Here is a 23,665-nt window from a genome sequence, read left to right on the forward strand (position 1 = left end):
GAGTCCTGAATGAATGCTCGTCGCTGGCCGGCATCGGCGCTGGCGTGGTTGTACCTGTACGTGTGCCTGAGCCTGCTGGCCGTGTCGCTGCCCGCCCAGGCCAAGCAGGTGCCGGTGCCCGCCATGGCGTCGCGCGTGGTCGACCTCACCAAGACATTGACGCAGGACGAGGCCCAGTCGCTGCGCGCCGACATCGCCGCGCTGCAGGCGAACACGCAGGCCCAGCTCGCGGTGCTGATCGTGCCGACCACCGGCGAGGAGTCGATCGAGCAGTACGCCACGCGCGTGTTCGCGCAATGGAAGCTCGGGCGCCAGGACGAGGACGACGGCCTGCTGCTGCTGGTGGCGCTGAAGGACCGCAAGATGCGCATCGAGGTGGGCACGGGCCTGGAGGGCACCGTCACCGACATTCAGGCCGCCCGCATCATCGACCGCGAGATGACACCGCGCTTTCGCAACGGCGACTTCGCGGGCGGCATCCAGGCCGCCGTGCAGGCGCTGTCGCAGCAGATCAGCACGCCCCTGTCTTCGAGTGCGTCGGACGCTGCGCTGGCGGTGCACGAAGAAGCACCGCCCGAGCCGCCGTCGCGCGGCGCGCACGTGACGCCCGAAGGCTGGGCGCTGCTCGGCGTGTTCCTGTGGAGCATGGCGGTGGGCGTGTGGCATGCGCGCGGCGTGACCGACAAGCCGCGCCGCGGCGCACCGCCAGCGGGCCAGAGGCACAAGAGCGGCAAGAGCGGCAAGCGTGGGCGCCGCGTCGAGCGGCCCGAGCCGTGGACCGCGGCGGTGGAGGCCATTGACCCCGCCGCAGCCAAGCGCCCGCGCGACTGGCGGGTGTTGCTGGGTCTGCTGGCCGTCGGGCCTGTCGCTGCGGCGGCCGGGTTGATGAACCCGGTGATGGCGCTGTTCGCGTTGATGCCTGCTTCCTTCTCCTACGCGCTGGGCTACGGCTGCGGGCGTTGGCGCCCCATGGCCTATGTGGTCGGCGGCATCGCGCTGTTCATTGCGGGCTTGGTCGGCGTGGGCTTCGCGGTGGGCGCGGAGCGTTTCTGGTGGGGCTTTCTGTGGGCCATGTGCGCGGGCGGTGCCTGCCTGTTCGCCACCGTCATCTTCTTCTGCATGCGCAATTGCTGGAACAAGAGCCTGAGCGGCTTTCTGCTGCGCTCGGCCGTGGTGCTGGGCGTGTTTGTCTTCGTGCTGAGCCAGAGCCACCTGAGCCCGGTGCCCGACGAAACCTGGATCCCCCTGGCGCTGGCGACCTTCATCGCGCTGTTGTTCGCCTACCTGCCGTACGGTGGTGGCGGTGGCGACGGGGGTGACAGCGACGACGACAGCGGCTGGAGCAGTTCGTCGAGCAGCAGCTCGTCTTCGTCCTCTTCGTCCTCTTCTTCGTCCAGCAGCGGCGGCGGCTCCAGCAGCGGCGGGGGCGCCTCGGGCAGTTGGTAGTGCAGGTAGCTCAGGCAGCTCAGGGCATTCAAGAGGCCCTGAACACGCCCAGCAGGTAGTCCACAAAGGTCTTGATCTTGGGCGAGTTGCGCCGCGCGGGCAGGTAGACCAGGTTGATCTCCTGCGGCTTGAGCGTCAGCGACGGCAGCACCGGCACCAGCAGGCCGCCGCCCAGCTGCGGCTGCGCCAGCGACACCGGCAGCAGCGCGATGCCGCGGGCCGACAGCGCCAGTTGCAGGATGAGCTCCAGGTCGTCCGACTGGAACACGCTGTCCACCCGCACCCGGTGCACCTTTTCGACCGCGGCCAGGTGAATCTCGCGCTTGCGGCCTTCGGCATCGGCGCCCAGGAAGGCATGCGAAGCCAGGTCGGCCAGGCTCTCCAGCGGGGCATTCGACGCCAGGTAGGCCGGAGCGGCGCACAGCATCAGCGGCTCGCTCTTCAGGTGGCGCGCGACCAGGTCGTCGCAGCCTTCGCGGCCACGCCGGATGGCCACGTCGGTCTCGTCGCGGGCCAGGTCCACGCGGTCCTTGCCGGTCTCGACCCACACGTCGAGCTGCGGGTAGGCGGCCATGAAGTCGGGCAGGTGGCTGGTGAGCAGCTCGCGGCCGTAGTAGTGCGGCACGGCAATGCGCAGCCGGCCGGTGACCGTGCCCCCGCCTCCGGACAGGTTGAGCATCACGTCGTCCAAGATGCTCAGCACATGCTGCGCCGCCACCAGAAACTCGCGCCCCTCGTCGGTGAGCGAGAAGCGCGCGGCGCCGCGGTGCAGCAACTGATGGCCCACCGTGGCTTCCAGCCGCTGCAGCTGGCGCGACGCGGAGGCCTTGGGCACGTTCAACACATCGGCTGCGGGCGTCAGGCCGCCAAGCTGGGCGGCTTTCGTGAAGAGCCGCACGTCCGACAAAGAAAAGTCCTTCATTTCAACTTCAAGGGAATCCGTTTTCTGCTTTTGGGGTGGCGGGAGGAGCGACTTGCGGTCAAACAAGTGACCTTTAGTTTCATTTTCAACCAGTCAGGCAATAATTAGTAACAAATGGTGAACGTTTCATCAATTCCGGAAGAAGTTCACTTTTCTTGGACATATCTTTGAAACCAGCTTGCGCAATGCCGCGAACAAGAAGTTGCCGTGTTTGTGGCTTCAACGCCCACACAGCCCCTGAACGACCCCCGGCAACCACCGCACTGCTGGCCCGGACTTCCCATTGGCGGCAAAATTCGTCCAATCATTGAATGAATAGGCTTTCTTGATGCTTGCCCAAGCCCCCCGCACTTCCCTGGCCGACTCCGCCGCCCACAGCATCCGCGCAGAAATTTCCGCCGGCCGCTGGGCCGTTGGCTCCCGCATTCCGATCGAACCCCAACTCGCCCAACTGCTGGGCGTGAGCCGCGGCACGGTGCGCGAAGCCGTCAAGACGCTGGTGTCGCGCGGCCTGCTCGAAGTGCGCCAGGGCTCCGGCACTTACGTGCGCTCGGGCTTCGACCCCTCCGCCAGCCTGCAGAAGATGCGCCTGGCCAGCCTGCGCGACCAGTTCGAGGTGCGCCGCGCGCTGGAGGTGGAGGCCGCCCGGCTGGCCGCCGTGCGCCACACCGCGCGCGACCTGCGCCGCCTGCACACCCTGCTCGACAAGCGCGGCCTGCCCGACGCAGCCGACAACGGCGCGGCCTTCGTCGAGCGCGACCTGGCCTTTCACCTGGCCATCGTCGACGTGTCGGGCAACCTGGCGCTGGCCGAGACCTGCCGCTTCATCACCGGCTACATCAAGGAGACCATTGCCAGCACCATGGGCACCGTGCTGCCCGAGCCCGACGAGGCCGCGCACCGCGCCATCGTCGAAGGCATTGCCAGCCGCAACCCCGACCTTGCCGCCGAGGCGGTGCGCGCCTTCATGGCGCCGATGATCAATGCGCTGGCACTGGGCACGCCGGGTGCACCCGCGCAAGGCACGGCATGAACTCCGCGACGCTGACCCCCGGCACCTCGAGCGCCGGCTCCACCTTGCCGCGCGACCCGCAAAGCCTCGCGCGCCGCATCCTGCTGGGCGCCAGCGTGGTGCTGATCGCCTTCAACCTGCGCCCGGTGTTCGCCAGCCTGTCGGTGGTGCTGCCCGAGATCATTCAGGCCACCGGGCTCTCGGCCACCGCCGCGAGCCTGCTGACCACGCTGCCCATCGTCTGCCTGGGCGTGTTCGCGCCACTGGCGCCGGGGCTGGGCCGGCGCTTTGGCACCGAGCGCACGCTGCTCGGCTGCATGGTGCTGATCCTGCTCGGCACGCTGCTGCGCGGCACCGGCAACATTGCGCTGCTGTTCCTGGCCTCGGCCATCGCGGGCAGCGGCATCGCGGTGTCCAACGTGCTGCTATCGGGCCTGGTGAAGCGCGACTTTGCCCAGCAGGCCGCGCTGATGATGGGCCTGTACACCATGGCCGTGTGCGGCGGCGCGGCCAGCGCGGCCGGGCTCACCGTGCCCATCGAGCACGCGCTGAACGGCGGCTGGACCACCGCGCTGGCCATGTGGGCGCTGCCGGCCGCGCTGGTCACGCTGCTGTGGGCGCCGCAGGCGCTGCCGCGCAAGCCGGTGGCCAGCGAATCGGGCTTCACGGTGCGCGGCCTGTGGCGCGACAAGCTGGCCTGGCAGGTCACCTTCTTCATGGGGCTGCAGTCGGCCCTGGCGTACATCGTGATGGGCTGGCTCGCGCCCATCCTGCGCGAGCGCGGGCTGGGCAGCGAGACCGCCGGCTACGTGGTGTCGCTGTCGGTCATGACGCAGGTGGTCACCTGCCTGGTGGTGCCGGCGGTGGCGGTGAAGCTGCGCAACCAGCGCGGGCTGGCGGTGGTGCTGGCCGTGCTCACGGTGGCGGCCATGTTGGCGATGTTGTTCGCGCCACTGACCGGCGTGTGGGCCTGGGCCGTGCTGCTGGGCATAGCGCAGGGCGGCACCTTTGCGCTGGCGCTCACCATGATCGTGCTGCGATCGCCCGACTCCCACGTGGCCGCGCACCTGTCGGGCATGGCGCAGGGCGTGGGCTACATGGTGGCGGCCTTCGGCCCGCTGGGGGCCGGGCTGCTGCACGGCTGGACGGGGAGCTTCAGGGCCTCGTCGTGGCTGTTCATCGGGCTGGGCATCGCGCTGGTGATTGCCGGTCTGGGCGCGGGCCGCACGATGCATGTGGGCACGACCACCGTGCCGCGGCGCTGAGCCTTACTGCAGATAGCTCTCCGCCAGCAGCGCCCAGTAAGCCGCGCCAATCGGCAGGTTGCTGTCGTTGAAGTCGTAGCCCGGGTTGTGCACCCCGCAGCCGCCGTGCTGCCCCGGCGCGCCGTTGCCAATGAACAAATAGCAGCCGGGCTTCTTCTCCAGCATGAAGGCAAAGTCTTCACTGCCCGTGACGGCCGCGGCCTGCGGCTCCACGTGGGCCTCGCCCACCAGCTCGTAGCCGATGCGGCGCGCGAACTCGGTTTCTTCCGGCGTGTTGACCAGCACCGCATAGCCCTTGCGGTAGTCGACCTGCGCCTTCACGCCAAAGCTTTCGGCCTGCGCGTTGACGATGACCTTCAGCCGCTTTTCGAGCAGCACGCGCATCTCGCGGTTCAACGAGCGCACGCTGATCTCCAGCGTGCAGGTCTCGGGAATCACGTTGTTGGCCTTGCCTGCGTGGATGGCGCCCACGGTCACGATGGTCATCTCCTGCGGATCGGCGTTGCGCGACACGATGGTCTGCAGCGCCATCACGATGCTGGACGCCGCCACGATGGGGTCGGCCGTGCGGTGCGGCATGGCGCCGTGGCCGCCCACGCCGGTGAGCGTGACGGTGGCGTAGTCCGACGACGCCATGGCCGCGCCTTCGCGGAACGCCAGGTTGCCCTGCGGCCGGCCGGGCATGTTGTGCATGGCGTACACCGCGTCGCACGGGTACTTGTCGAACAGGCCGTCTTCCATCATCTTGGCGGCGCCGCCCATGCCCTCTTCGGCCGGCTGGAAGATCAGGTTCAGCGTGCCCGAGAACTCGCCGTGCTGCGCCAGGTACTTGGCCGCGCCGAGCAGCATGGCCGTGTGGCCGTCGTGGCCGCACGCATGCATGATGCCGGGCCGCCCGCTGCGGTAGGCCAGGCCCGTTTTCTCTTCGATGGGTAGCGCGTCCATGTCGGCGCGAATGCCGATGGTGCGCGTGCCGCCGCCACGCTTCAGGCGCCCCACGAGGCCGGTCACTCCCAGGCCGCGCTCTACTTCGTAGCCCCAGGCCGTGAGGCGCTCGGCGACCAGGTCGCTGGTGCCGAACTCTTCGAAGCCGAGCTCCGGGTTCTTGTGAATCTGCTGGCGCACCGTCACGAATTCGGCGGCGTTCTTTCTCATGTATTCGAGGTAGTGCTGTGCGTTCTGAGGCATCGTGTGCTTTGAAGTGAGGTGAAGAAAAAAGAGCGAACTGTTCAGGGCCGCAGCGCCATCGTGGCGGGCAGCCGGGTCCAGGGCAGGTCGGCCGGGTCGGCGGCCATCGGGCCCGGCGCCTTGGCCACCAGGATGGCGCTGGCGATGGGTGCGAAGTCGGCACGAAAGTGCACCGAGCTCTTGTTGACCAGCACCTTCATCGCCTCGGGCTCGATGCCCAGGTAGCGGAAGAATTCGCGGTCGAGCATCTGGCTCTTGCCGCTGGCCACGGCAATGCGCACGCCGTCGATCTCCAGGCAGGCGCTCAGCCCCAGCGACACCGTGCCGCCGCGCGACATCGGCCCCTTGCCCTGCACCTGCCCGTCGCTGAGCGCGGTGACGGTGAACACGCCTTCGACCGGCGCATCGCTGAACTGCCCGCCCCAGGTGGGCACCGAGGTGCCGAGCGCGATGCGGATCTGCGCGCCCACGCCGGCCTTGTGCGCGGCAGCGGCGGAGGCCGGGTCGAACATCAAGCCCAGTGCCACCTTGCCCGGAAAGCGCTTGCCCGCGCCTTCGGCCAGCAGCGCGTGCAGCATGCCGGTGGTGTTGCTGTCGGCGCCCGCGCCGGGGTTGTCTTGTGTGTCGGCAATCACGACCGGCTGGCTCGCGCCTTCGGCCAGTTCCAGCGCGCGCGCCACCGCCGCGCGGGGCTCCAGCACGTCGAGCCGCCATTGCGAGCGCGGCTGGTCGATGCGCTCGTACAGCGCGGCCACGGCCGCGCCGGCATCGTCGCCGTAGCCCCACACCACCGGGCCGCATTCGGCGATGTCGGCGGCCGGGAAGCCGGTGGCAAAGCTCAGCACGGCGTCGTGCTTCACATCGAGCTCCTTCAACAGCCCGTACACCGACGCGGCCGGCTCGATCATGGTCGACTGCACGTTCAGTGGCAGCAGAAAGGTGAAGCGCCGCGCATGCAGCGGCTCGCGCGTGCCGCGTGCCATGCGGCGCTCCAGCAGCGTGGCCGCGAGCCGGCCGGTGTCGGCCATGTCGATGTGCGGATAGGTGCGATAGGTGGCCAGCGCATCGGCCTCGGCCAACATCTGCGCGGTGATGTTGCCGTGCAGGTCCAGGCTGGCGACGATCGGCACGTCGGGGCCCACCAGCAGGCGGATGCGCGCAATGAGCTCGCCCTCGGGGTCTTCCAGGTGCTCGGTCACGGCCGCGCCGTGCAGGTCGAGGTACACCGCGTCGATGCCGCCGTCCGCCAGCGCAGCGGCCAGGTCTTCGGTGATGGCGGCGGAGATGCGCTCGAAGGCGTCTTCGGTCACGTGCGCAGACGGCGTGGCACCGGCCCATGCGGAAGGCACCAGCGACCAGCCCTTTTCACGCGCCGCATCGATGAAGCCGCCCACCGGAATGTTGCGCCCCGCATAGGCCTCGACGATGGCCGCGCCGCGCCGGTACGGCGGAAAGCTGGAGCCCGCGTTGAACGCGGCCCAGTCGGCCTTGCTGGGGGCGAAGGTGTTGGTTTCGTGCTGGAAACCGGCGATGAAGACTTTCATGGATTCCTTGTCGTGGGGTGAAGCAATGAACGAACAGCGCGCAGCTTTTTTTCAGCTGCGCGCAAAGGCAAAGTCGCGCCCGGGCGCCGCGGCCAACAGTTTGCGCGTGTAGTCGTGTTGCGGTGCGAAGAACACGTCGGCCACCGGGCCGCGCTCCACGATTTCACCCTGGCTCATGACCAGCACGCTGTCGCAGATCTGGCTGGCCACGCGCAGGTCGTGGGTGATGAACAAGATGCCGATCTTCAGCCGCTGCTGAATCTCGTCGAGCAGCCGAAGAATCTGCGCCTGCACCGACACGTCGAGTGCCGACACCGCCTCGTCGGCGATCAGCACCTTGGGGTCGCAGGCCAGCGCGCGCGCAATCGAAATGCGCTGGCGCTGGCCGCCCGAGAACTCGCTCGGGTAGCGGCGCAGCGCGTCGGGCGACAGGCGCACCAGGCGCATGAGTTCTTCGGCGCGGGCCCAGGCCTGGTCGTGCGGCATGCCGAAGTTGACCGGCCCCTCGACGATGGACGCGCCCACGGTCTGGCGCGGATTCAGCGAGCGGTACGGGTCCTGGAAGATCACCTGCACCGTGCGCCGGAACGGCGACAGCGCGCGGCCCTTGGCATGCGCCACCGAGCGGCCGTCGGCAAAGATGTCGCCAGAGGTCGGGTCGATCAGCCGCGCAATGCAGCGCGCCACCGTCGACTTGCCCGAGCCCGACTCGCCCACGATGCCCACGGTTTCGCCGGGCCGTACCGCCAGCGACACATCGCGCGCCGCGTTCACCGTGCGGCGCTTGCCCGGCCAGCTGCCGGTGACGTAGGTCTTGCAGATCTTCACCGCATTGAGCAGCGGATAGGCCTCGGCCACCGGGGGCCGCGTGGGGGCGGAAAGCTCGGGCACCGCGTCTAGCAGCATCTGGGTGTAGGGCTCGCGCGGCGCGGTAAGCACGGCCATCTTTTCACCCTTCTCGATCATGGCGCCCAGCTGCAGCACCACCACCTCGTCGGCAATTTCGGCGACCACGCCGAAGTCGTGCGTGATGAACAGCACGGCCGTGCCGTTCTCGGTCTGCAGCTCCAGGATGAGCTTGAGGATCTCGGCCTGCGTGGTCACGTCGAGCGCGGTGGTCGGCTCGTCGCAGATCAGCAGCGCGGGCTTCAGGATGAGCGCCATCGCGATCACGATGCGCTGGCGCTGGCCGCCCGAGAGCTGGTGCGGGTACGACGCGTAGATGCGCTCGGGCTCGGGCAGCCGCACGCGTGCCATGATCGCCAGGATCTTCTGGCGCCGCTCGGCCGCGCCCATGCGCACATGCTGCGCGAGCATTTCGTCGACCTGCGCGCCGCAGGTCATCACCGGGTTGAGCGCGGTCATCGGCTCCTGGAACACCATGGCCATCGACGGGCCGCGCAGCGCGCGCAGGCGGCCTTGCGGCGCGGCCAGCAGGTTCTCGCCCTGCAGTTCGATGCTGCCGCGCACGGGCACCAGGCCCGGCGGCAGCAGGCCCATGACCGCGTTGGCGATGACCGACTTGCCCGAGCCCGATTCGCCGAGCAGGCAGACGATCTTGCCGGGTGGCACGTCGAAGGAAATGTGCTCGACCGCATGCGTGCGGTCGGCGCCGGGCGGCAATGCGATGGCGAGGTCGCGAACGGAAAGAACGGGGGTGGCGGTGGTGGCGGTTGTGGCGTTGGTGGTCATCAGCTCAGCCTCCGCGCTTGTTGAACTTGGGGTCGAGCGTGTCGCGCAGCCCGTCGCCCAAAATGTTCACCGCCAGCACCGTGAGCGCCAGGAAGATGCCCGGGAACAGCACGTTGTGCGGGAACTGGTTGAACTGCGCACGGCCCTCGGCCATGATGTTTCCCCAGGTCGCCATGTCCGCCGGCAGGCCCACGCCCAGGAACGACAAGATGGCCTCCACCAGAATGGCCGACGCGCACACGTAGGTCGCCTGAATGATCAGCGGCGCAATCGCGTTAGGCAGGATGTGGCGCATGAGGATCTTCCAGGTCGGCGTGTCCAGCGCAATGGCCGCCTCCACATAGGGCTCTTCGCGCACCGTGAGCACCACCGAGCGCACCAGCCGCGCCACGCGCGGAATCTCGGGCACCGCAATGGCCACCACCACGGTGAGCAGCTTGCCGCCGAACAGCGCCACCAGGCTGATGGCGAACAGAATGCCGGGGATGGCCATGACGCCGTCCATCAGCCGCATGAGCACGCTGTCCACGCGCCTGAAGTAGCCGCCCAACAGCCCCACGAGCATGCCGAAAACCATCGCCAGCGCCGCCACCGCCACGCCCACGGTGAGCGACACGCGCGCGCCGTACAGCGTACGGCTCCAGATGTCGCGCCCCAGGCTGTCGGTGCCCATCACGAACAGGTGCTCGAAGGTGTCGCCAGCCAGGCTGTTGAACTCGCCGCGCGTGCCCGGCAGGATGTTGGAGCTGGCGGGGTCGATGGCGGTCGGGTCGATGGTGCCCAGCCACGGCGCGGCCAGCGACATGAGCACCAGCAGCACCAGCACGCTGCCACCCGCGCGCACCGACCAGTTGGCCAGAATGCGCTTGAGCAGCGAGCGGCGTCGGGGTGGCGGCAGTGCCTCCACGGCGCCTTCGGGTGCAAGGGAAAGAGAGGAATCGGTCATGGGGTGTTTCTTCGTTGCGGTGCGGTGGCTTCAGTACCGGATGCGGGGGTCGAACACCAGGTAGCTCACATCGATCAGCAGATTGATGAGCACGTAGATGACGGAGAAGAACAGCGTGATGCCCTGAATCAGCGGAAAGTCGCGCGACAGCACCGCGTCGACCGTGAGCTGCCCGAGCCCCGGAATGGCGAACACCGTTTCTGTGACCACCACCCCGCCGATGAGTAGCGCAATGCCGATGCCGATCACCGTGACGATGGGAATCGCCGCGTTGGCCAGCGCATGGCGCATGAGCAGGCGCGTTTCCGAAATGCCCTTGGCGCGCGCGGTGCGGATGTAGTCCTCGGTCATGGCCTCGGCCACGGCCGCGCGGGTGACGCGCGCAATCAGCGCCACGTAGATCACCGACAGCGTGATCGACGGCAGTATCAAATGCTTGAGCCACGGCAACGGCCCCTGGCTGAGCCGTGCATAGCCCTGCACCGGCAGCCACTGCAGGTGCAGCGCAAAGATCCAGATGAGCACGTAGCCGATCACGAACGCGGGTATCGAAAATCCCATCACCGAAAAGCCCATGAGCATCCGGTCGAGCCAGCCGCCATGCCGCCACGCGGCAATCACGCCCAGCGGCACCGCAATGAGGATGGTGACCACCAGCGTCACCGCCGCCAGCGACACCGTGGCCTCGATGCGCTGGCCGATCAGCTCGGCCACCGTCTTCTTCATGAAGTACGACTCGCCCAGGTTGCCCTGCAGCAGTTGCGTGCTCCAGTGAAAGAACTGCACCGGCAGCGACTGGTTGAGCCCCAGCTGCTCGCGCACCCTGGCAATGTTTTCGCTGGTGCCGCTGTCGCCCACGATGGCGGCGGCGGGGTCGCCGGGCGCGAGCCGCAGCATCAGGAACACGATCAGCGCGACGATGACAAGCACCGGCACGGTCGACAGAATGCGGCGTGCAAGAAAGAGCAGCATGGGGCGGGTTCCGTGAGCGCTTCGCTCAGTTCTTCTTCAGGTTCCAGAACACGCCGACCGGCGAGCGCACCACGCCGCTCACCACGCCCTTGCGGTAGGCCGTGAGCGGCTTGTATTCACCGATGGGCGCATAGATGCCGGTGTCGTACACGCGCTGCTGAATGGCCGTGGCCAGCTCCTTGCGCTGCGGCTCGTCTGCGGTGGCCAGAAACTGCGACTTGAGCTGCTCCAGCTTGTCGTCGGTGGCCCAGCCGAACCAGCCCTTTTCGCCGTTGCCGGTGAGCGGTGCGAAGAACATCGGGTTCATGTTGTCGGCAATGCCCCAGCCGGTGATGAACAGGTTCCAGCCGCCGTTGGCCACCGGGTCTTTCTTGGCACGGCGCGTGACCAGCGTGGGCCAGTCCATCGACTGCATGTCGACGTTGAAGCCGGCCTGCTTGAGCAGCTGCGCCATCACCGGCGGAAACTTGTTGAGCACCGCAAAGTCGGCCGGGTACATGAGCACCACGGGCTTGCCGTCGTAGCCGGCTTCCTTCAGCAGCGCCTTGGCTTTTTCGAACTGCGGCTTGCCGGTGAAGTAGCCCGTCTTTTCGGAGGCATAGGCCGAGCCGCACGGGTAGATGGAGGCGCAGCTGTTGTACAGCTCCTTGTGCACCAGTTGCGCGCGCATCAGCGCCTCCTGGTTGATGGCCATGAACGCGGCCTGCGCGATCTTCGGGTTGTCGAACGGCGGAATCAGGTGGTTCAGGTGCAGCGCGAAAGAGCCCTTGGCGACCGGGCTGTCGAGCGTGATGGCGGGGTTGTTCTTCAGCGCGGTGTACTGCTCGGAGGGCACCCACTCGATCATGTCGACCTCGCCGTTGGCCAGGGCGTTGGCCTGGGTCTGCGCGTCTTTCAGGATGATCCATTCCATGCGGTCGACGTACACGTTCTTGCCGCCGGCGGTGCCCGAAGGGGCCTCGGTGCGCGGCACGTACTTGGTGTTCTTCAGGTAGACGATCTTCTCGCCGGGGCGGTATTCGTCCTTCTTGAAGATGTAGGGGCCGGAGCCGGTGGCGTCGTCGATCTGCTTGTCCGACGGCGTGGCGGCCACGCGCGCCGGCATGATGAACGGCGGGTTGGAAGACGGCTTGCTCAGCGCGTCGAGGACCATGCCGAAGGTGTCCTTGAACACCAGCTTGAAGGTGTTGGCATCGACGGCCTCGGTCTTGTCGAGCGCGGTGAACATCTTCTGGCCCAGGCCGTCGCGCTGGCCCCAGCGCTTGAGCGAGGCAATGACGTCTTCAGCGGTGACGGGCTTGCCGTCATGAAAGGCCAGGCCCTTGCGCAGCGTGAAGGTCCAGGTCTTGCCGTCGGGGCTGGCGGTGTACTTGTCGACCATCTGCGGATGCACCTTGCCCTGCTCGTCCACGCCGAAGAGCGTGTCGTACACCATGTAGCCGTGGTTGCGCGTAATGAAGGCGGTGGTCCAGATGGGGTCGAGGATCTTCAGGTCGGACTGCGGCACCATGCGCAGCACCTTGCCTGCGTCCTGGGCGAAAGCGGTGGTGGCGGTGGTGAGCGCAGCGGCAGCGGCCGTGGCCAGCAGGGCGCCCGCGAACATGGCTTTCAGTTGTCGTTTCGTCAGCATGGATCAGTTCTCCGGTTGAAAAAGAGGGACGCGAACACGCGCAACGCCCAGGCACGCATGCGTTGGTGGGCGTTGCAGAAAACAAGTCATGAAAGAAGCGGCTCCAGAAACGAACAAGGGCACACCGCGCGCCATGCGCGGTGTGCCCCTGCTGTCCTTTTGCCTGAGAGATTCACCCTGCGCGCACATCGCACAGGGCTTGCCCCTTCGGCGGCTGCCCTCGGCCCCAGTGACGGTGCCGGTCAGCGCTCTCCAGCGTTGAAAAAATCCAGTCTTGGGACCTGAGCGTTACGGGCTGTCGCCTTCGGTAATGCACTAACTCGAAGCATCGAGCCGGCATTTCTCCTGGATGAACTTCTCAAAGCAGATTGCGTGCCAAAAGCACACGCAGGCGAGAAGTCTTAGGTGCTTACTGCGGGCCGCCGCAGAAGTCGGCGCGCTCGGTGGTCTTCGCGGTGAAGCGGATGCGCGTGGTGCTGGTGGCGCGCTGCGGTTCGTTCTGCGGCCACTCGCTCTGCAGCCATGTGTACTGCCAGTCGTACGGCGCGCCGGGCTTTGCGGCAGCGCCGTAGGCGATGCGCAGGCTGCCGTTGCTTTCGTCATGGCAGTGCCTGGAGGTTTTGTATTCCTTCTCGCTGAAGCAGGCGCGGATCATCTTGAAGCACGAGAAGGGAATCCCTTCCTGCGCCGGCTTGCCGCCTTCGAGCGGCACGAAGTCGGCGGTGTCGAACGAGGCGCCGCCGCCCGAATACATCTCCGACACGGTGTGCAGCACGGCCACGGCCCACTGGCCTTCGGCCAGCGGATAGAGCGCGGGCGCGAGCGACAGGCGGGTGTCGCGCGCGCCTTCGCTGTCTTCCTTCTTGAGCGACGCCACGTAGGCCGAGAAGTCGTTCAGCCGGTCGAGCTGCCAGCCCTTGGGCTCCGCGCCGCGCTTGACGCGCGCCATGGCCAGCGGCTCGGCCGAGAGCACCACGTAGTCCGCGGGCGTGGCACCGCGCGCCCGGTACAGGCCGAGCTGCTGCACGTTGCACGGCTGCGGCAGCAAGGCGCACAGGCGCTCACGCCATTGCGCATCGAGCGACTCGGGCTTGGCCACGGGGTCGAACACCTGCGCGGAGGGGGCAGCCGCAGCGGCGAGCACAGGGCCGGCAAACAGCGACACGAGGAGACCGGCGACAAGCAGCTTTTTCATGGTGCCGAATGGTAGCCACGCACCGGCATTTGCGTGTGGCCGTTCTTCGGCAGCGGCTTGATAAAGTCGGCCGCCAACCATGAACCCTTCCACCGCCCCTGCCCCTTCCTCTTCCGTCCTGCAGATCGACGCGCTCGGCTTCGCGTACCCCGACCAACCGGCCATCGCAACCAACTGGACCGCCTCCATCGGCCCCGGCGTCACGCTGCTGTACGGCGACACCGGCGCTGGCAAGTCGGCCTTGCTGCAGGTGATTGCGGGGGCGCTGCCCGCCACCGGCCAGTTGACCGTGGCGGGCACGCGCCTGGCCACGTCGCCCGAGGCCTACAGGCGCAACGTCTTCTTCGTCGACCCGTCCACCGACCGATTCGACCAGGCCACGGTGCGCGGCTGCACCGCCGCGCTGCGTGAAGGCGATGCGGGCTTCGACGACGCGCGCTGGCAGGCGCTGGTGGAAGGCTTCTCGCTGGTGCCGCACCTGGAGAAGTCGATGTTCATGCTGTCGACCGGCTCCAGGCGCAAGGTGTGGCTGGCCGCGGCGCTCGCATCGAGCCGGCCGCTGGTGCTGCTGGACGAACCGACCGCCGCGCTGGACGCGGGGTCGGTGCGCTGCCTGTGGCGCGAATTAGGTGAACTGGGCGAACTGGGCGACCCGAGCAAAGGCGCCACGCCAAGGGCCTTCGTGGTCGCCAGCGCGGAGCACATCGACGCCGTGCCGCTCGCGGCCACCATCACGCTGCCGCTCTCCTGATCTCCCCCTGAAGCTCCCCTGAAACCCCATTGACAGAGCACCCGTGGGGGTGATCTCGCCTCTGGCGGCCCGAAGCGGCCGCCGACGGGCGACAATGACGCGTTCCGGCGGTGCGATCCCGCCAGACCTTTTCCAGCCACCCCGACAACCCGCATCTACGGAAGCCAGCGCATGAGCTCGAAGCAACCCACCATCGTCTACACCCTCACCGACGAGGCGCCCCTGCTGGCGACCTACGCGTTTTTGCCCATCATCCGCGCCTTCACCAACCCGGCCGGCATCAACGTGACCACGAGCGACATCTCCGTGGCCGCCCGCATCCTGGGTGAATTTCCCGAATGCCTGAGCGACGCGCAGAAGGTGCCCGACAACCTCAGCGAACTCGGCAAGCTCACGCTGCAGGCCGACGCCAACATCATCAAGCTGCCCAACATCAGCGCCTCGGTGTCGCAGCTCAAGGCGGCCATCAAGGAACTGCAGGGCAAGGGCTACAAGCTCCCCGACTACCCCGAGAACCCGACCTCCGACGAAGACAAGGACATTCGCACGCGCTACAACAAGTGCACCGGCAGCGCGGTGAACCCCGTGCTGCGCGAAGGCAACTCCGACCGCCGTGCGCCCAATGCCGTCAAGGAATACGCACGCAAGAACCCGCACAGCATGGCCGACTGGAGCCAGGCCTCGCGCTCGCACGTGTCGCACATGCACGGCGGCGACTTCTATCACGGCGAAAAGTCCATGACGCTGGACCGCGCGCGCAACGTCAAGATGGAGCTGATCACCAAGAGCGGCAAGACCGTTGTGCTCAAGCCCAAGATCGCGCTGCTCGACCGCGAAGTGATCGACTCCATGTTCATGAGCAAGAAGGCGCTGCTGGCCTTCTATGAAAAGGAGATCGAGGACGCGCACAAGACCGGCGTGATGTTCTCGCTGCACGTGAAGGCCACCATGATGAAGGTGTCGCACCCCATCGTGTTCGGCCACTGCGTGAAGATCTTCTACAAGGAAGCCTTCGAGAAACACGGCAAGCTGTTCGACGAGCTGGGCATCAACGTGAACAACGGCATGGTCGACCTCTACGCCAAGATCGCCACGCTGCCCCAGAGCACGCAGGACGAGATCAAGCGCGACCTGCACGCCTGCCACGAGAACCGCCCCGAGCTGGCCATGGTCGACTCGGCCAAGGGCATCACCAATTTCCATTCGCCCAACGACGTGATCGTGGACGCATCCATGCCCGCGATGATCCGCAACGGCGGCAAGATGTGGGGCGCCGACGGCCGCCTGAAGGACGTGAAGGCCGTGATGCCCGAATCGACCTTCGCCCGCATTTACCAGGAGATCATCAACTTCTGCAAGTGGCACGGCGCCTTCGACCCCAAGACCATGGGCACGGTGCCCAACGTGGGCCTCATGGCGCAAAAGGCCGAAGAGTACGGCTCGCACGACAAGACCTTCGAGATTCCGGAAGACGGCGTTGCCAACATCACCGATCTGGACACCGGCGAAGTGCTGATGAGCGAAGACGTGGAGCAAGGCGACATCTGGCGCATGTGCCAGGTCAAGGACGCCGCCATCCGCGACTGGGTGAAGCTGGCCGTCAACCGCGCGCGCAACTCCGGCATGCCGGTGGTGTTCTGGCTGGACGCCTACCGCCCGCACGAGGCGCAGCTGATCACCAAGGTGAAGATGTACCTGCACGAGCACAACACCTCGGGCCTGGACATTCAGATCATGAGCCAGGTGCGTGCCATGCGCTACACGCTGGAGCGCGTCGTGCGCGGCCTGGACACCATCAGCGCCACCGGCAACATCCTGCGCGACTACCTGACCGACCTGTTCCCCATCATGGAGCTGGGCACCTCGGCCAAGATGCTGTCCATCGTGCCGCTGATGGCGGGCGGCGGTTTGTACGAAACCGGCGCGGGTGGCTCGGCCCCCAAGCACGTGCAGCAACTGGTGGAAGAAAACCACCTGCGCTGGGACTCGCTGGGTGAATTCCTGGCGCTGGCCGTGAGCCTGGAAGACCTGGGCCTGAAGACCGGCAACAAGCAGGCCGCCATTCTGGCCAAGACGCTGGACACCGCCACCGGCAAGCTGCTGGACAACAACAAGAACCCGTCGCCCAAGACCGGTCAGTTGGACAACCGCGGCAGCCAGTTCTACCTGGCCATGTACTGGGCACAGGAGCTGGCCGCGCAGACCGACGACAAGGAACTGCAAGCCAAGTTCGCCAAGCTGGCCGAAGCGCTGACCAGCAACGAGAAGAAGATCATCGACGAGCTCGCGGCCGTGCAGGGCAAGCCGGCGGACATCGGTGGCTACTACCTGGCCGACCCCGAGAAGTGCTCGGCCGTGATGCGTCCGAGCGCAACGCTCAACGCGACGCTGGCGTCGGCACAGGCCTGACGACACTGCGCGCAACGCCGCGCACGACACGCACGAAACGCACTACGGGATGGCAGCCACTGCCCGTCCGTCGTGCCTCCAGGGGCTCCGCAAGGGGCCCTTGGTGCTTTCGCCTCCAGACGGTGGCGGGTGACGCGGGTGCGGGACTAGACTCCACCTCCCTCCATCCGCTGGCAAGGCAGGCCCCCCATGAAACACTGGTTGCTTCCCATCGCGCTGACCGTGGCCGGCGCCGCCACCAGCGCCCATGGCGCGCAGAGCTGCGACGAACTGCGCACGCAGATCGAGTCGAAGATTGCCGCGTCGGGCGTGGCGCGCTTCACCGTTACCGTGGTCGATGCCAATGCATCGGCCAGCGGACAGGTGGTGGGCACGTGCGAGCTCGGCAGCAAGAAAGTCGTCTACGAGAAGGGCGCCGGGCCCGATCGCGGCACGGCGCCGGCTCCCGCATCAGGCGGGCCCCTGCTCACCGAATGCAAGGACGGCACCGTGTCCGTTGGCGGGGACTGCAAGAAATGAATGCGGCCGCGGGCTGTCGACTGTTCCGCCGATCAGCCGATCAGCCGCCGCAGGCATCTTCCAGGTTGATCAGCCCCGCCTGCATGGCCTCGCGCACGGCCTGCGCGCGCGTGTTCACGGCCAGCTTGCGGTAGATGTTCTTGACCTGCGCGTCCACCGTGTGCAGCGAGCGATAGCTCTGTTCGGCAATCTGACGGTTGCTCAGCCCCTGCGAAATCATGCGCAGCACATTGAGCTCGCGCGGGGACAGCGCGCCCCGTGCATGGTCCGCGCCGGCGGGCGGCGTGGCGCGCGCGCGCCGGGCCTTAGCAGACGGAGCAGGCTCGGCCTGCTGCTCGTGCACCTGCGCTGGCACATCGGGTTGCGCCGTGGCTGTTCGCGGCACGTGCGACATCTGCAATATCTGCGGCCCGTCGTGTGCCACCGCAGCCTGCTTCACCCCGACGATGCGCCGCGCAATGCGCGAAGCGGTGGCAGTGTCGCCCTCCGCAATCAACCGCATCAGAAAAGCCAGCTCCACCTCGTTGGCGTCGATGAACAGCGCGCCCACGGCGCTGGCGGCCACGGCGGAGTTGACCGGTTGCACGTCGTCGGCGAGTGTGCGAACGAGCGCCTCGTCGCTGTGGTGGGAGGCCACGCGCAAAGCCGAGGCCTCTCGCGCCGGGAAAGCGGCTGAAGAAGCAGATGGCGACGCTTGCAACGGTGACGCCGCCAGCACGCACAGCTGGTCGATGCGGCGCGACCGCTCCCTGAGCGCGACGATGCGCGCCTGCGCTTCCCAGCGCTTCACGCCCAGGCTGCGCCGCGCAATCTTGCCGCGGCCCGCGGCGTCTTTGGCCAGTGAGCGCAACGGCATGGCCTCCAGCGCCATGCGGGTGGTTGCCGGGGTGCGGTTGCTGCTTGCCAGCTGCGTGGCAACCCGCTGGATTCTCACTTTGGACATGGACGCCTTCACTCGCTCGAGCATGGGGTAACACCACGGCCCACGGGGCCGCATCGCGCAGCGGTGGCCTTGCAACCACCTCGGCCCCAAGATTGATTGCAAGCGCCAAACGGGCTTGACCGTGCGTCTCAGTTCTTGAGAAAATCCGGCCAATCCCCGGGAATTTTTGGCACTTTTGTCTTATTTCTAGTTTTTATGACGGCCGCATGGCCGTTTGACAGACACCTCGATGGGCCAGCGCAACCTAGAAACCGGCGTCCGTTCCATGCTCCCGAACGGCCTTCCCTTCAGCCATTTCGACGTGCAGGCCGAGCCGCCGGCGCGCCAGTTGCTGGCCTGGCGCGAACGTGTGGGCCACGTGATCGACGTGCAGCCGACGCCCGAGGACATCGGCCGGCCGTTTCATGCCGCCATCGACCGCTACGAGGTCGGCGACATCGTCTTCACCGACTGCCGCTCCGACGCCATGCAGCTCGAACGCTCGCTCGCGCGCATCTCCACCGACAACGTGCGCAACTACGCATTGCACGTGTTCCTGGAAGGCGATGTGCAGAACGTGGCCGTGCGCGCGTCCTCGCGCCCCAGGGACCTGCCGGTGTCGGCCAAGGTGATCGCGCTCGACATGGGCCAGCCGGTGCGCATGCGACGCAACGGCTGCCACGTGCTGACCTTCTTCGTGCCCGCCACGCTGGTGCAGGACGTGTTCCCCGATCCCGAGGCCATTCACTGCCGCGTGATGCCCGTCGACACGCCGCTCGCGCAGCTGGCCATCGCCCAGGCGGAAACGCTGGGCCGCGACATCGCGCACATGAGCGCTCCCGCCGCGCAAGACGCCGTGCAGGCCAGCGCCAACCTGCTGCTGGCCGGCTTCGGCAAGGAGGCCCGGCTGAGCGGCGGTGCCCGTGCCGCGGCGCGCGCGGCCATGTTCGGCCAGGTGCGCCGCTATGTGCAGACCCATCTGCACCGCGCCGACCTGTCGCCAGAGCAGGTGCTGGCCGCGCTGCACCTGCCGCGCCCCACGCTGTACCGGCTGTTTCAGCACGAAGGCGGTCTGGGCGCTTACATCCGCCACCTGCGGCTGCGGCATGCGGCCGACGATCTGGTGCGCTACCCGCACCTGATGGTGACCGACGTGGCCTATGGCGTCGGGTTCAAGAGTCCGTCGGATTTCACGCGGGCGTTTCGCCGCGCGTACGACATGTCGCCGCAGGAGTTCAGGGCAGCGGGCAAGGTCGCCTGAACAGCACCTGCGGGCAAGGCTCGGCTCAGCCCTTCTTGCCGACCACTCGCGCAATCCACGCGAGCAGCACCGCCTCGACCTCTTCGCGGTTGGTCTCGTTCAGCGTCTCGTGGCGCGCGCCGCCAAACACGTGGCATGACACATCGCGCAGCCCCGCCTCGCGGTAGCGCTGCACCAGCGGATACAGCCACTCGGCCTTGTTGCTGACCGGGTCCTCGTCGCCCACGAACAGGTACAGCGGCAGCCCGGGGCGGATGCGGTTGCGCATGGCTTCGGCAGTCAGGTCGGCCAGGTTCGCGAACATCGAGCCCATGCCCGCGGCCGACACGGTGAAGCCGCACAGCGGATCGGCAATGTAGGCATCGACCTGGGCCGGGTCGCGGCTGAGCCAGTCGAAGGGGGTGCGAACCTCGGGCAATGCGGCGTTCATGTCTTCGAGCTTGAAGCCCGATTGCAGCGCGGTGCCCAGCAGGTCGAGTGCCGTAGTGCCTGAGAGCACCGCGCCGGCCAGCAGGTCGCTGTGCTTGACCAGGTAGTACTGCGTGGCGAAGGAGCCCATGCTGTGGCCGAGCAGGATCAGCGGCAGGCCCGGGTGCACGCCGTGCACGTGGCGGCTGAGCAGGGCCATGTCGTCCACGAGTCCGGCAAAGCCACGCGGGCCGAGCTCGCCCAGTTCGCCGCGCGCCGAGGCGCCCTTGCCATGACCGCGGTGTTCGTTCGAATACACGACGTAGCCGGCCTGCACCAGCGATTCGGCCAGGTGCCTGTAACGCAGCGAATGCTCGCCCATGCCATGCGCCAACTGAATGACGGCGCGCTGCGATGCGCCCTGCCACCGGTGCACCTCCACCGTGACGCCATCGTTGGCGGTCAGGTCGAAGTGCGTCTCTGTGATCGGCATGCGGTGCTCCATTGAAAAGGGGACTGTCATCCTATGGGGGCTTGCTGCTTTGCGCTACCTGGGTTGTCTGGATTCGGGATCGAATCGGGCGCTTCAGGGCGCGTGCACAGGCCGCCGGGTACTCCCCTCCGCGAATGTCCCCCGGGCTTCGCCCTCCTCCTTTATTTCGCTGCGGGGAGCACCCGACGCCCTGTGCACCTGGGCACGCTGTCGGTGATCGCGCGATCAACCACTGCTCTGTCCAACGCTCACGTCGATGGGGTGCCTTGCGCAGCGAAACAAAGGAGGAGAGGCGGTAGCGCGCAGCCCCGGGGGACATTCGCGGAGCAAGGTACCCCGTCGGCGTGAGTGCGCCCTGAACAAATAGCGCGCCGCGCCAAAACAAAGCTCGGAACTTTTAAGACCCAGACACACGCCGCAGAGCCAGCACCTCCGCCATCTTCTTCAACGCAGCCTCGGGCGTAGCCTCGATGTGGACAGAGCAAGCCAGCATCAGATTCAGCTGCTGCCCGAAGTCTTCGATCGCAATTCCCGTGCCCCGCTCCCGCAGCACGCCACCCGGGTCTTTCTCGCACGGCAACGCCGCCCTCGCACGGTCTGCATAGCTGCCCTCCGGCACACCGTAAGCCGCGACCGGAATCCCCAGCGCCACCGCCGCACCCACCTCGAACACCGTGCCCGAATCGGGCTCCAGCCCCCGAAAAGAAGCGAGGTTGGCAACCACCCCGTCGGCGCTGCGCAAACGCTGCATGTTGGCCTCGTAGATCTGCTTCTCGGGGCTGTCAGCGGTCTGGTCTTCATTGCCGTCGGCGGGCAACAAGGCCGCAAGGCCCAGCGCGTCGCAGGCCGCGGCAAGGCGCACGAAATGGTCTTGGGCATCGGGGCGGAAAACGTCGGGGCCCGCCAGGTAGATCTGCGGGCGCGGGGGAGTTTGAAGGGTGTCGTCCATCGACAGAGCATCAACGATTTTTCGGTCTCGCTCAACAGGAAGCGACAACGTTTTCGGCACCCCGCCATCGTGCGGCAAGTCGCACCCGCCCCGGTGAATTGGGCAAGCACGACCCCGAGCGCCATATCGGCATGCGACCGACTCCGCACTGTCACATTCGCCATGAACCGCTGAACCACCGCGCCGGCCGAACACACGTTTTGCAGGATCAGGCAGAAACCCAGTTCGATTCGGATACCGCCCGCAGCCCTTGCCGCGAGACACTTCTTTCCACACCCGACGCGCCCTCTTCCGTGCGCGCCCCACCCAAGCCAGCCCAACCACCGCACAAGGAGTTCACCATGACCGCCATCCAGGAAAAAGTTGTTCTCATCACCGGCGCGAGCAGCGGCATCGGCGAAGCGACCGCGCGGCTGCTTGCGCGGCGCGGTGCCAAGGTGGTGCTGGGTGCGCGGCGCACCGATCGGCTCGCGGCGCTGGTGGCCGAGATCAATGCCACCGGCGGCACCGCGAGCTTTCAGCGGCTCGACGTGACGCACCGGCCCGACATGGAAGCCTTTGCCGAATTTGCCCTCGAAACGCACGAGCACATCGATGTGCTGGTCAACGCCGCGGGCGTGATGCCGATGTCGCCGCTGTGGAACCGCAAGATCGAGGAGTGGGAGCTCATGATCGACGTCAACCTGCGCGGCGTGCTGCTGGGCATTGCCGCGGTGCTGCCGACCATGCAGGAACAGGGCTGGGGCCACATCGTGAACGTGGCGCCGGTGGCCATGCAGGGCGTGTCGCCCAGCTCGGCCGTGTACCACGGCACGCAGTACGCGGTGAACGCAATCTCCGAGGGGCTGCGCCAGGAGCACGCCGGGCGGCTGCATGTCACGGTGGTGCGCCCCGAGGTTCATGGCCCGGCCGACCCGCTGGCCGAACGCATTGCGGCCAGCTTCTCGCGTGAACGCATGCGCACCCATCGGCGCATTGCGGTGCCGCTGGACGCGGTGGCGCGCTCCATTGCCGGGGCCATCGAAGGCTACGGCATCACGGCCAGCGCCGTGCGTGCGCAGCAGCCCCGGCAACGCCCGCACCCCGCCGAGTACGTTCAGTAGGTCTTGTAGGGCAGGAACTTGCCCGACAGCACCACGTTGACGCGGTCGCCCTTGGGGTCGGGCTGGCGCTGGATGTCCATGCTGAAGTCGATGGCGCTCATGATGCCGTCGCCGAACTCTTCATGAATCAGCTCCTTGATGGTGGTGCCATACACGCTCACCAGCTCGTACCAGCGGTAGATCAGCGGATCGGTCGGCACGGGCGTGGGCAGCGAGCCCTTGTAGGGCACCACCTGCAGCCACTTCTGCTCTTCGGCGGTGAGGCCGAATATCTTGCCGATGACCTTGGCCTGCTTGTCGTCCAGCGTCATCTGGCCCAGGCAGGCGGCGGTGGTCCACTCCTTGGAGAGGCCGACCTTCCTGGCCACGTCGGCCCACTGAATGCCCTTGCTCACCTTGACGGTGATGATCTTCTCGGTAACGTCGTTGCGGTTCATGTGGTCTCCCGTGTAAATGGCTCAGTCAAGCAACTGCTGTGCCCGAGGTCAGCGGGTCATCGGGTCAGCGCGCCCAGTGGAACTTGCGCTCGGCTTCCTCGATGGGCTGGTCGTTGATGCTCGCAAAGCGCCTTTGCATCAGGCCGTTGTCCGCAAACTCCCAGTTCTCGTTGCCATGGCTGCGAAACCATTGGCCGGCCGCGTCGTGCCATTCGTACTCGAAGCGCACCGCGATGCGGTTGTCCATGAAGGCCCAGAGCTGCTTCTTCAGCCGGTAGTCGTGCTCGCGCTCCCACTTGCGCGCGAGGAACTCGGCCACCTGTGCGCGCCCGTTCACAAACTCGGCGCGGTTGCGCCATTCGGTGTCGGGCGTGTAGGCCAGGCTCACGCGCACGGGGTCGCGCGAGTTCCAGGCGTCTTCGGCGGCCTGGACTTTCTGGAGGGCCGACTCCAGGGTGAAGGGAGGCAGCGGGGGGCGGGATTCCATGGCGGGCTTTCGGCAGTTGGGGGGGGATCGGAGGGCGGGTCGGAAGACGGGTCGGAAGGCGGGTCGGAGGGCCGCAATGTGCCACACGTAGACAGACCTGTCTACATGCCTACA

At 67.0% G+C, this 23,665-nt stretch carries 21 protein-coding genes and 1 riboswitch; of the genes, 8 read left to right on the top strand and 13 right to left on the bottom strand.

Translation table 11 applies throughout. The features are described 5' to 3' along the window. Positions 1 to 9 precede the first annotated feature (9 nt). Positions 10 to 1,446 carry a TPM domain-containing protein gene (locus VLK31_RS02435; RefSeq protein WP_409166776.1) on the top strand — a complete coding sequence of 479 codons (1,437 nt, stop codon included), beginning with the start codon at positions 10 to 12 and terminating at the stop codon, positions 1,444 to 1,446. Between the two features lie 28 nt (positions 1,447 to 1,474). On the opposite strand, the gene VLK31_RS02440 is transcribed toward VLK31_RS02435, so the two are convergent. After that, positions 1,475 to 2,368, bottom strand: a complete 894-nt coding sequence (locus VLK31_RS02440) for a LysR family transcriptional regulator (RefSeq protein WP_409166777.1) — start codon at positions 2,366 to 2,368, stop codon at positions 1,475 to 1,477. A gap of 328 nt (positions 2,369 to 2,696) precedes the next feature. Here VLK31_RS02440 and VLK31_RS02445 point away from each other — a divergent pair, with 328 nt between their 5' ends. Together VLK31_RS02445 and VLK31_RS02450 are read left to right on the top strand one after the other, a co-directional pair. Continuing rightward, positions 2,697 to 3,401 (top strand): FadR/GntR family transcriptional regulator, encoded by a 705-nt coding sequence (locus VLK31_RS02445; protein ID WP_409166778.1) that lies wholly within the window; start codon positions 2,697 to 2,699, stop codon positions 3,399 to 3,401. Further along, positions 3,398 to 4,645 (top strand): CynX/NimT family MFS transporter, encoded by a 1,248-nt coding sequence (locus tag VLK31_RS02450; protein ID WP_409166779.1) that lies wholly within the window; start codon positions 3,398 to 3,400, stop codon positions 4,643 to 4,645. The genes VLK31_RS02445 and VLK31_RS02450 overlap by 4 nt, the downstream gene beginning before the upstream one ends. A gap of 3 nt (positions 4,646 to 4,648) precedes the next feature. Here VLK31_RS02450 and VLK31_RS02455 read toward each other — a convergent pair whose 3' ends face one another. The 7 genes from VLK31_RS02455 to VLK31_RS02485 all read right to left on the bottom strand — a co-directional run bounded on the left by VLK31_RS02455 (position 4,649) and on the right by VLK31_RS02485 (position 13,812). After that, complete coding sequence (locus tag VLK31_RS02455; protein WP_409166780.1) at positions 4,649 to 5,833, bottom strand: M20 aminoacylase family protein; 1,185 nt, start codon at positions 5,831 to 5,833, stop codon at positions 4,649 to 4,651. 41 nt (positions 5,834 to 5,874) lie between these two features. Next, positions 5,875 to 7,377: a M81 family metallopeptidase gene (locus VLK31_RS02460; RefSeq protein ID WP_409166781.1), complete on the bottom strand. Its 1,503-nt coding sequence runs from the start codon at positions 7,375 to 7,377 to the stop codon at positions 5,875 to 5,877. A 51-nt stretch (positions 7,378 to 7,428) separates the two neighbouring features. Continuing rightward, positions 7,429 to 9,069, bottom strand: a complete 1,641-nt coding sequence (locus VLK31_RS02465) for a dipeptide ABC transporter ATP-binding protein (protein ID WP_409166782.1) — start codon at positions 9,067 to 9,069, stop codon at positions 7,429 to 7,431. 4 nt (positions 9,070 to 9,073) lie between these two features. Continuing rightward, positions 9,074 to 10,015, bottom strand: coding sequence for an ABC transporter permease (locus VLK31_RS02470; RefSeq protein WP_409166783.1), 942 nt, complete (start codon positions 10,013 to 10,015; stop codon positions 9,074 to 9,076). A 30-nt stretch (positions 10,016 to 10,045) separates the two neighbouring features. Beyond that, the gene (locus VLK31_RS02475; protein WP_409166784.1) at positions 10,046 to 10,987 is read right to left on the bottom strand and encodes an ABC transporter permease; all 942 of its coding nucleotides are present in this window, start codon (positions 10,985 to 10,987) and stop codon (positions 10,046 to 10,048) included. 25 nt (positions 10,988 to 11,012) lie between these two features. Continuing rightward, complete coding sequence (locus VLK31_RS02480; protein WP_409166785.1) at positions 11,013 to 12,617, bottom strand: ABC transporter substrate-binding protein; 1,605 nt, start codon at positions 12,615 to 12,617, stop codon at positions 11,013 to 11,015. A 141-nt stretch (positions 12,618 to 12,758) separates the two neighbouring features. Then, a riboswitch (glycine riboswitch) is annotated at positions 12,759 to 12,883 on the bottom strand. 143 nt (positions 12,884 to 13,026) lie between these two features. Further along, on the bottom strand, positions 13,027 to 13,812 hold the full coding sequence (locus VLK31_RS02485) for a hypothetical protein (RefSeq protein ID WP_409166786.1): 786 nt from the start codon (positions 13,810 to 13,812) through the stop codon (positions 13,027 to 13,029). 79 nt (positions 13,813 to 13,891) lie between these two features. Between VLK31_RS02485 and VLK31_RS02490 the strand changes: the two genes are divergently transcribed. From VLK31_RS02490 to VLK31_RS02500, 3 genes are all read left to right on the top strand, one after another. Further along, positions 13,892 to 14,563, top strand: coding sequence for an ATP-binding cassette domain-containing protein (locus tag VLK31_RS02490; protein ID WP_409166787.1), 672 nt, complete (start codon positions 13,892 to 13,894; stop codon positions 14,561 to 14,563). A 171-nt stretch (positions 14,564 to 14,734) separates the two neighbouring features. After that, complete coding sequence (locus VLK31_RS02495; protein WP_409166788.1) at positions 14,735 to 16,972, top strand: NADP-dependent isocitrate dehydrogenase; 2,238 nt, start codon at positions 14,735 to 14,737, stop codon at positions 16,970 to 16,972. 189 nt (positions 16,973 to 17,161) lie between these two features. Next, positions 17,162 to 17,491, top strand: coding sequence for a DUF1161 domain-containing protein (locus tag VLK31_RS02500; protein WP_409166789.1), 330 nt, complete (start codon positions 17,162 to 17,164; stop codon positions 17,489 to 17,491). A gap of 40 nt (positions 17,492 to 17,531) precedes the next feature. Here VLK31_RS02500 and VLK31_RS02505 read toward each other — a convergent pair whose 3' ends face one another. Continuing rightward, positions 17,532 to 18,434, bottom strand: coding sequence for a response regulator transcription factor (locus VLK31_RS02505; protein WP_409166790.1), 903 nt, complete (start codon positions 18,432 to 18,434; stop codon positions 17,532 to 17,534). A gap of 265 nt (positions 18,435 to 18,699) precedes the next feature. Between VLK31_RS02505 and VLK31_RS02510 the strand changes: the two genes are divergently transcribed. After that, the gene (locus tag VLK31_RS02510; protein ID WP_409166791.1) at positions 18,700 to 19,674 is read left to right on the top strand and encodes an AraC family transcriptional regulator; all 975 of its coding nucleotides are present in this window, start codon (positions 18,700 to 18,702) and stop codon (positions 19,672 to 19,674) included. Between the two features lie 25 nt (positions 19,675 to 19,699). On the opposite strand, the gene VLK31_RS02515 is transcribed toward VLK31_RS02510, so the two are convergent. Beyond that, positions 19,700 to 20,575, bottom strand: a complete 876-nt coding sequence (locus VLK31_RS02515) for a lysophospholipase (protein WP_409166792.1) — start codon at positions 20,573 to 20,575, stop codon at positions 19,700 to 19,702. 397 nt (positions 20,576 to 20,972) lie between these two features. Continuing rightward, positions 20,973 to 21,602: a nucleoside 2-deoxyribosyltransferase gene (locus VLK31_RS02520; protein WP_409166793.1), complete on the bottom strand. Its 630-nt coding sequence runs from the start codon at positions 21,600 to 21,602 to the stop codon at positions 20,973 to 20,975. A gap of 263 nt (positions 21,603 to 21,865) precedes the next feature. Between VLK31_RS02520 and VLK31_RS02525 the strand changes: the two genes are divergently transcribed. Further along, positions 21,866 to 22,627 (top strand): SDR family oxidoreductase, encoded by a 762-nt coding sequence (locus VLK31_RS02525; RefSeq protein WP_409166794.1) that lies wholly within the window; start codon positions 21,866 to 21,868, stop codon positions 22,625 to 22,627. Here the strand turns inward: VLK31_RS02525 and cynS are convergent. Further along, positions 22,621 to 23,064 carry a cyanase gene (gene cynS, locus VLK31_RS02530; protein WP_409166795.1) on the bottom strand — a complete coding sequence of 148 codons (444 nt, stop codon included), beginning with the start codon at positions 23,062 to 23,064 and terminating at the stop codon, positions 22,621 to 22,623. The genes VLK31_RS02525 and cynS overlap by 7 nt on opposite strands. 64 nt (positions 23,065 to 23,128) lie before the next feature. Continuing rightward, positions 23,129 to 23,551 (bottom strand): DUF1348 family protein, encoded by a 423-nt coding sequence (locus tag VLK31_RS02535; protein ID WP_409166796.1) that lies wholly within the window; start codon positions 23,549 to 23,551, stop codon positions 23,129 to 23,131. Positions 23,552 to 23,665: the final 114 nt, after the last annotated feature.

It is taken from the genome of Variovorax sp. H27-G14, from assembly GCF_046156345.1.
Classification (GTDB): domain Bacteria; phylum Pseudomonadota; class Gammaproteobacteria; order Burkholderiales; family Burkholderiaceae_C; genus Variovorax.

Coding starts and splice junctions, on each gene's coding strand:
- VLK31_RS02500 (WP_409166789.1), top strand. CDS start 17,162: ATGAAACACTGGTTGCTTCCCATCGCGCTGACCGTGGCCGGCGCCGCC.
- VLK31_RS02445 (WP_409166778.1), top strand. CDS start 2,697: ATGCTTGCCCAAGCCCCCCGCACTTCCCTGGCCGACTCCGCCGCCCAC.
- VLK31_RS02465 (WP_409166782.1), bottom strand. CDS start 9,069: ATGACCACCAACGCCACAACCGCCACCACCGCCACCCCCGTTCTTTCC.
- VLK31_RS02475 (WP_409166784.1), bottom strand. CDS start 10,987: ATGCTGCTCTTTCTTGCACGCCGCATTCTGTCGACCGTGCCGGTGCTT.
- VLK31_RS02470 (WP_409166783.1), bottom strand. CDS start 10,015: ATGACCGATTCCTCTCTTTCCCTTGCACCCGAAGGCGCCGTGGAGGCA.
- VLK31_RS02440 (WP_409166777.1), bottom strand. CDS start 2,368: ATGAAGGACTTTTCTTTGTCGGACGTGCGGCTCTTCACGAAAGCCGCC.
- VLK31_RS02455 (WP_409166780.1), bottom strand. CDS start 5,833: ATGCCTCAGAACGCACAGCACTACCTCGAATACATGAGAAAGAACGCC.
- VLK31_RS02460 (WP_409166781.1), bottom strand. CDS start 7,377: ATGAAAGTCTTCATCGCCGGTTTCCAGCACGAAACCAACACCTTCGCC.
- VLK31_RS02480 (WP_409166785.1), bottom strand. CDS start 12,617: ATGCTGACGAAACGACAACTGAAAGCCATGTTCGCGGGCGCCCTGCTG.
- VLK31_RS02525 (WP_409166794.1), top strand. CDS start 21,866: ATGACCGCCATCCAGGAAAAAGTTGTTCTCATCACCGGCGCGAGCAGC.
- cynS (WP_409166795.1), bottom strand. CDS start 23,064: ATGAACCGCAACGACGTTACCGAGAAGATCATCACCGTCAAGGTGAGC.
- VLK31_RS02495 (WP_409166788.1), top strand. CDS start 14,735: ATGAGCTCGAAGCAACCCACCATCGTCTACACCCTCACCGACGAGGCG.
- VLK31_RS02515 (WP_409166792.1), bottom strand. CDS start 20,575: ATGCCGATCACAGAGACGCACTTCGACCTGACCGCCAACGATGGCGTC.
- VLK31_RS02485 (WP_409166786.1), bottom strand. CDS start 13,812: ATGAAAAAGCTGCTTGTCGCCGGTCTCCTCGTGTCGCTGTTTGCCGGC.
- VLK31_RS02505 (WP_409166790.1), bottom strand. CDS start 18,434: ATGTCCAAAGTGAGAATCCAGCGGGTTGCCACGCAGCTGGCAAGCAGC.
- VLK31_RS02510 (WP_409166791.1), top strand. CDS start 18,700: ATGCTCCCGAACGGCCTTCCCTTCAGCCATTTCGACGTGCAGGCCGAG.
- VLK31_RS02490 (WP_409166787.1), top strand. CDS start 13,892: ATGAACCCTTCCACCGCCCCTGCCCCTTCCTCTTCCGTCCTGCAGATC.
- VLK31_RS02435 (WP_409166776.1), top strand. CDS start 10: ATGAATGCTCGTCGCTGGCCGGCATCGGCGCTGGCGTGGTTGTACCTG.
- VLK31_RS02535 (WP_409166796.1), bottom strand. CDS start 23,551: ATGGAATCCCGCCCCCCGCTGCCTCCCTTCACCCTGGAGTCGGCCCTC.
- VLK31_RS02450 (WP_409166779.1), top strand. CDS start 3,398: ATGAACTCCGCGACGCTGACCCCCGGCACCTCGAGCGCCGGCTCCACC.